Origin of the sequence: Hydrocoleum sp. CS-953 (assembly GCF_002260545.1) — a bacterium.
Classification (GTDB): domain Bacteria; phylum Cyanobacteriota; class Cyanobacteriia; order Cyanobacteriales; family Microcoleaceae; genus Trichodesmium.
Genome location: NZ_LGSU01000798.1, coordinates 1 through 4,733, shown reverse-complemented (window position 1 = coordinate 4,733; position 4,733 = coordinate 1). Strand labels below are relative to the sequence as shown.

Here is a 4,733-nt window from a genome sequence, read left to right as displayed (position 1 = left end):
ATAATTGATAATTGATAATTGATAATTGATAATTGATAATTGATAATTGATAATTGATAATTGATAATTAATAATTACCTCTAGTTAAAACCATTAGATTGAATATAAGGAAATATGCTAGCACTTTCCTCTTGGTCTGGTCGATTGGATATGGCGTTTAGCGTTCCGCACAACTTTCCTGACGGAATGCTTCGCAAACGTTAACGCTGCCCGACATGAAAAACTTTTGCGGAGTATTCCGTAGGATAGTTGTGTGTTAGCTAAACAACCACTTTTTTTCCTTGAAAGGACAGGCTAATAAAGCTTAATTATTTAATTAAAATTAATAATTATTAATTATTCAATAAGGGAAAAAATCTACTTGTAGACTTTAATAGGACTTATATCATGTCCGTTTATATCCTTTGTGTAAACCCAAGCCTAAATATCTACAGGAAATTTAAGTTTTTTTCTTGATATTAAGCCTTGCTACCTGTTCCCTGTTCCCAGTTAAGTGTTCCCTAACTTTGCTATACAATACCGATGCTAGNAATAATTATTAATTATTCAATAAGGGAAAAAATCTACTTGTAGACTTTAATAGGACTTATATCATGTCCGTTTATATCCTTTGTGTAAACCCAAGCCTAAATATCTACAGGAAATTTAAGTTTTTTTCTTGATATTAAGCCTTGCTACCTGTTCCCTGTTCCCAGTTAAGTGTTCCCTAACTTTGCTATACAATACCGATGCTAGCGGAAATGATATTACGCAAAGACCATATCTAGTTTTCAAAACTATAACGTTATAGTTTTTTGACTCTATATCTAGCACCTATGCGTAAGTCCTGTTTAAGTAAGTAAGTAGAGCTAAGTATAGTCAAATTAATTTTGGTTAATTACTTAATTATTTTAATCAGAGTTGAATAAATTGATTAAATTTTAGGAGATTGAAGCATTCTCCATTGTAAGATAAACCAAGGAATTTTAAAGTCAGGAATAAGCCAAGCATATTTTCTCAAGCCAGGGATAGCATTAGGTACTATAAAACGAAGAGAACGTAATGAAACTGGGCGTTTACCATCTTCATCAACTATTCTATACTGTTGAGCTAATTCAGCTACAATTTGTACTTTTCCTGTTAAATTTATGGTATTTTTTTGCTCTAATAAAGAAGCAATAACTCTTCCAGTCAACAAAGGTGTTTCCCAATTGTAATTATCCCTGAAAGTAACATCTTGAGATTGAATATCATCCTGATTATTCAAACCTTCAGCAAATTCCAACATATGTTCCGTGCCGACAATTCCTGGCCAAATGGAAACTGATGTGATATTGTCGGGTTTTAATTCTACTGCCATGTCTGCTGCCAAACGGTCACAGGCCGCTTTTCCCACTCCATAAGCAGCCCCAAAAATATAAGACAGTCCTCCCCAAGAGGAAATAGTACAAATAAGTCCTTTTTGACGCTGAATCATTAAACGAGCAGCAAAAACACTTGCTATATAATGGCTACGCAGACCAACATTATTAATAGCATCCCAAAGACTCGGAGTGTTTTTCCAAAATGGTTGACCATAGGCATTAGCGATCGCTCCTACTCCAGAAAAAACGTTATTTACTAATAAGTCAAGTTGCCCATTTTGTTCGGTTTCAATACGTTCAAATAGTAACTTTACCTGCTCATCATCACTATGGTCTATTTGAATAGGAATACAGATACCACCTACTTTTTCAACTTCTTGTTTGGTTTCTAAAAGTGTTCCAGAAACATTGTCACTAGAAATCGTATTAGTATTAAGTGACCGTCCTGTAATATAAATAGTTGCTCCTGCTTCCCCTAAACCAATAGCAATACCTTTACCAATACCTCTAGTTGCTCCGGTGACTAAGGCAACTTTACCCAAAAGATTTTTCGTCATCTCAATCTATCTGAATAGTAAGTAACCTGTTAAAAATTAATTTAACATTTGTAAGTAGGAAGTAGGGAATAAAAAATTGTAATGGTGTATAAGTAGTGATTTTTTTTTTAATTAAGTGGGCTAGAAAATACTATTCCTCTAAAACTAGGAATTAGATATATTTTCTGTTGTTTGTTGCCTTCTGAAGCAGTTGCCTGCGTCCACAATAAATTACTATAGTCATTTCAAAATAAGGATGAAATACTTTTTCGGCTGAAACTCTTTCACAGTAATTAATTCTCCTCTCAATCTAAACTGAAATGACTATACATATACACATATACAGGATTACCTAAAAATATACTTGTATACAGCAATAGTGGTGCTAAAAATAATTTTTCCTATCTATTCGCCTAACCATCAAAATATACAATTAATTTNAAATGACTATACATATACACATATACAGGATTACCTAAAAATATACTTGTATACAGCAATAGTGGTGCTAAAAATAATTTTTCCTATCTATTCGCCTAACCATCAAAATATACAATTAATTTGTTTTACCGAAAAATAAAGGTATAAAGCCTCTCCTTTTAAGGAAAAAAATCCTTTTGCTCTATCCTCTTATATATAAGAAGAGGTAATTATTAACTACTTAGTCTAGAAATGCCTATCACTTTATGAAAGGATTTTCCTCGTTAGTTTCGTACTTTACCCTCCAATGGTTATCCGAGTGAACAGATAGTTTTACTGACACTTGCCGAACAGAGGAAGTATATTTTAGCCAAAAGTATGTCAGGGCTACTTTTGACAAAATTCTTCAATGCTCGCTCGCCATTTACGAGACAGTCGAATCTGGATCATTTTGTCACATGAAACCAAATGTTTTATGAATACAAAAACTTTTTACTGTCCAGTTATTAATTATTAATTATTAGATTGTTGAACTACTTACCTAGAATCATCAACACCTAATATTCCTAACATCCTAAAGTTTAAACTTAAAGGCTTAGTCCAGAGGCGATCGCTTAAGATGAATCTCTAATTAAACGTTGCTTCAAAAGTTCAGGACTACCTTGATCTACTACTTGGCCTTTATCTAAGAGAAATGCTCCATCAGAATAATCCAACTCATTTAAGCGATGAGTAACCCACATAGCAGTAATACCTCGCTTTTTGACCAAACTTTGAACTTGACTGACCAAATCTAATTGACTATCTGGGTCAAGTAAAGCTGTAGGTTCATCCAAAAGTAAGATGTCACAATTGCGGGCAATAGCACCAGCAATAGCAATTCTTTGTTTTTGTCCCCCACTCAAAGCATATATAGGTCGGCGTTGTAATTCTAATAAATTTACGGCACTCAAGGCATCTTCTACCCGATTACGAATTTGAAGTTGAGACAGTTTCTCTTCAACTAAGCCAAAAGCCACATCTGCTCCTACTGTAGGCATCACAAGTTGATGGTCAGGATTTTGGAAAACAAAACCTATTTGCCCTTCAAAATGAATTGTTCCAGACTGAGGAGACAAAAGTTTGGCCAATAATCTTAACAAAGTTGATTTACCACTGCCATTAGTACCCAAGAGCATCCAAAACTCTCCCTTGGGTACTTGTAGAGAACAAGAGCGTAATACTTGGCTGCCGTTAGGCCAATTAAAACAAATATCCTCTACTAAAATTGCTGGATCAGTAACTTTAATAGTTTTATCCTTTGGCTTCATTGGGTAGAGCGACAAAACCAGGTGGTCTTCCAGTAGCAGCAGCACCAGATTTCTGGGAAATTTGAACACCAGAAACTTCACTGATGACTACAGCAATCTTTTTCTCAGGCATTTTCTCACAAGTAAGTTCTAAAACTTGAGGGTTTCCAGAGCGAATAGACTCAAGAACTTGTTGATAAACAGCCTCAGCATCCTCAGCGGACTTACGTTGTACTGAAAATGGCACAGGGGTGTACTTCACAATTATGTCAATAGTAAACATCTTTAAATTATTAGTGAGCTTGAAGGGTAACTTTCTCCAGTTTTAACTCCAAGCAGTATAACGAGAAATTTCTAACCTTGCGGATAGGGCTTCTTGCTTCAAAAGCTGTTTACCTCTCAACATACATTTTTACCACGATATACCCTATCCTAGGTATTTCTTGAATTCTATGTGAATTTTACAACATTTTCAACTTGCTCTTGATTGACGAGGTTGTATGGCGAATTGACATGGGCAGTTAAAAATCTAAAATCTAAGAAAATAATGTCTGGAAAAACTCATTTTTCTGGTTGCCCCGATCAAGAATTACCTCTATAATGAAAATCACGGTAATAAAACTAAACAATGTTTATAAAACTTCTCATAATTCTGCTTAAGTAGAAGACTATATTATTATATAGATACTGATTGAGAAAAAACATTAAACAAGCCGTAGTTATCATAATTATTTGGAGAATTCTGTAATGACTGTAGCAGTGGGACGCCCACAATCTCAACGAGGACCATTTGATGTCCTCGACGATTGGCTCAAACGCGATAGATTTGTATTCGTAGGCTGGTCTGGTATACTCTTATTTCCATGTGCTTTCTTGGCTATTGGAGCTTGGTTAACTGGAACAACCTTTGTTACTTCCTGGTATACCCACGGATTAGCTAGTTCTTACTTAGAAGGCTGTAACTTCTTAACTGTTGCAGTTAGCAGCCCTGCAAATAGTATGGGACATTCTCTATTATTCCTCTGGGGTCCAGAAGCTCAGTGGGACTTTGCACGTTGGTGTCAAATTGGTGGCCTTTGGTCATTTACTGCTCTACACGGTGCATTTGCTCTGATTGGCTTCTGCCTACGTCAGATTGAAATTGC

Annotated in this window: 3 protein-coding genes and 1 pseudogene; 1 reads left to right on the top strand and 3 read right to left on the bottom strand. The window is 35.2% G+C overall.

Going from position 1 to position 4,733, the window contains the following annotated elements:
* Positions 1–913: 913 nt before the first annotated feature.
* From AFK68_RS09945 to AFK68_RS09935, 3 genes are all read right to left on the bottom strand, one after another.
* Positions 914–1,900: an SDR family NAD(P)-dependent oxidoreductase gene (locus tag AFK68_RS09945; protein WP_094672568.1), complete on the bottom strand. Its 987-nt coding sequence runs from the start codon at positions 1,898–1,900 to the stop codon at positions 914–916.
* A gap of 1,013 nt (positions 1,901–2,913) precedes the next feature.
* On the bottom strand, positions 2,914–3,609 hold the full coding sequence (locus AFK68_RS09940) for an energy-coupling factor ABC transporter ATP-binding protein (RefSeq protein WP_094672567.1): 696 nt from the start codon (positions 3,607–3,609) through the stop codon (positions 2,914–2,916).
* A complete protein-coding gene (locus tag AFK68_RS09935) occupies positions 3,593–3,871 on the bottom strand; it encodes a hypothetical protein (protein ID WP_094672566.1) in 279 nt (92 codons plus the stop codon). The genes AFK68_RS09940 and AFK68_RS09935 overlap by 17 nt, the downstream gene beginning before the upstream one ends.
* Before the next feature lie 464 nt (positions 3,872–4,335).
* Here AFK68_RS09935 and AFK68_RS09930 point away from each other — a divergent pair.
* Positions 4,336–4,733, top strand: a pseudogene (locus AFK68_RS09930) (photosystem II D2 protein (photosystem q(a) protein)); the annotation flags it as partial.

Bases quoted from the DNA above. Each gene is read 5' to 3' on its own strand.
- AFK68_RS09935 (WP_094672566.1), bottom strand. From the start codon at position 3,871: ATGTTTACTATTGACATAATTGTGAAGTACACCCCTGTGCCATTTTCA.
- AFK68_RS09945 (WP_094672568.1), bottom strand. From the start codon at position 1,900: ATGACGAAAAATCTTTTGGGTAAAGTTGCCTTAGTCACCGGAGCAACT.
- AFK68_RS09940 (WP_094672567.1), bottom strand. From the start codon at position 3,609: ATGAAGCCAAAGGATAAAACTATTAAAGTTACTGATCCAGCAATTTTA.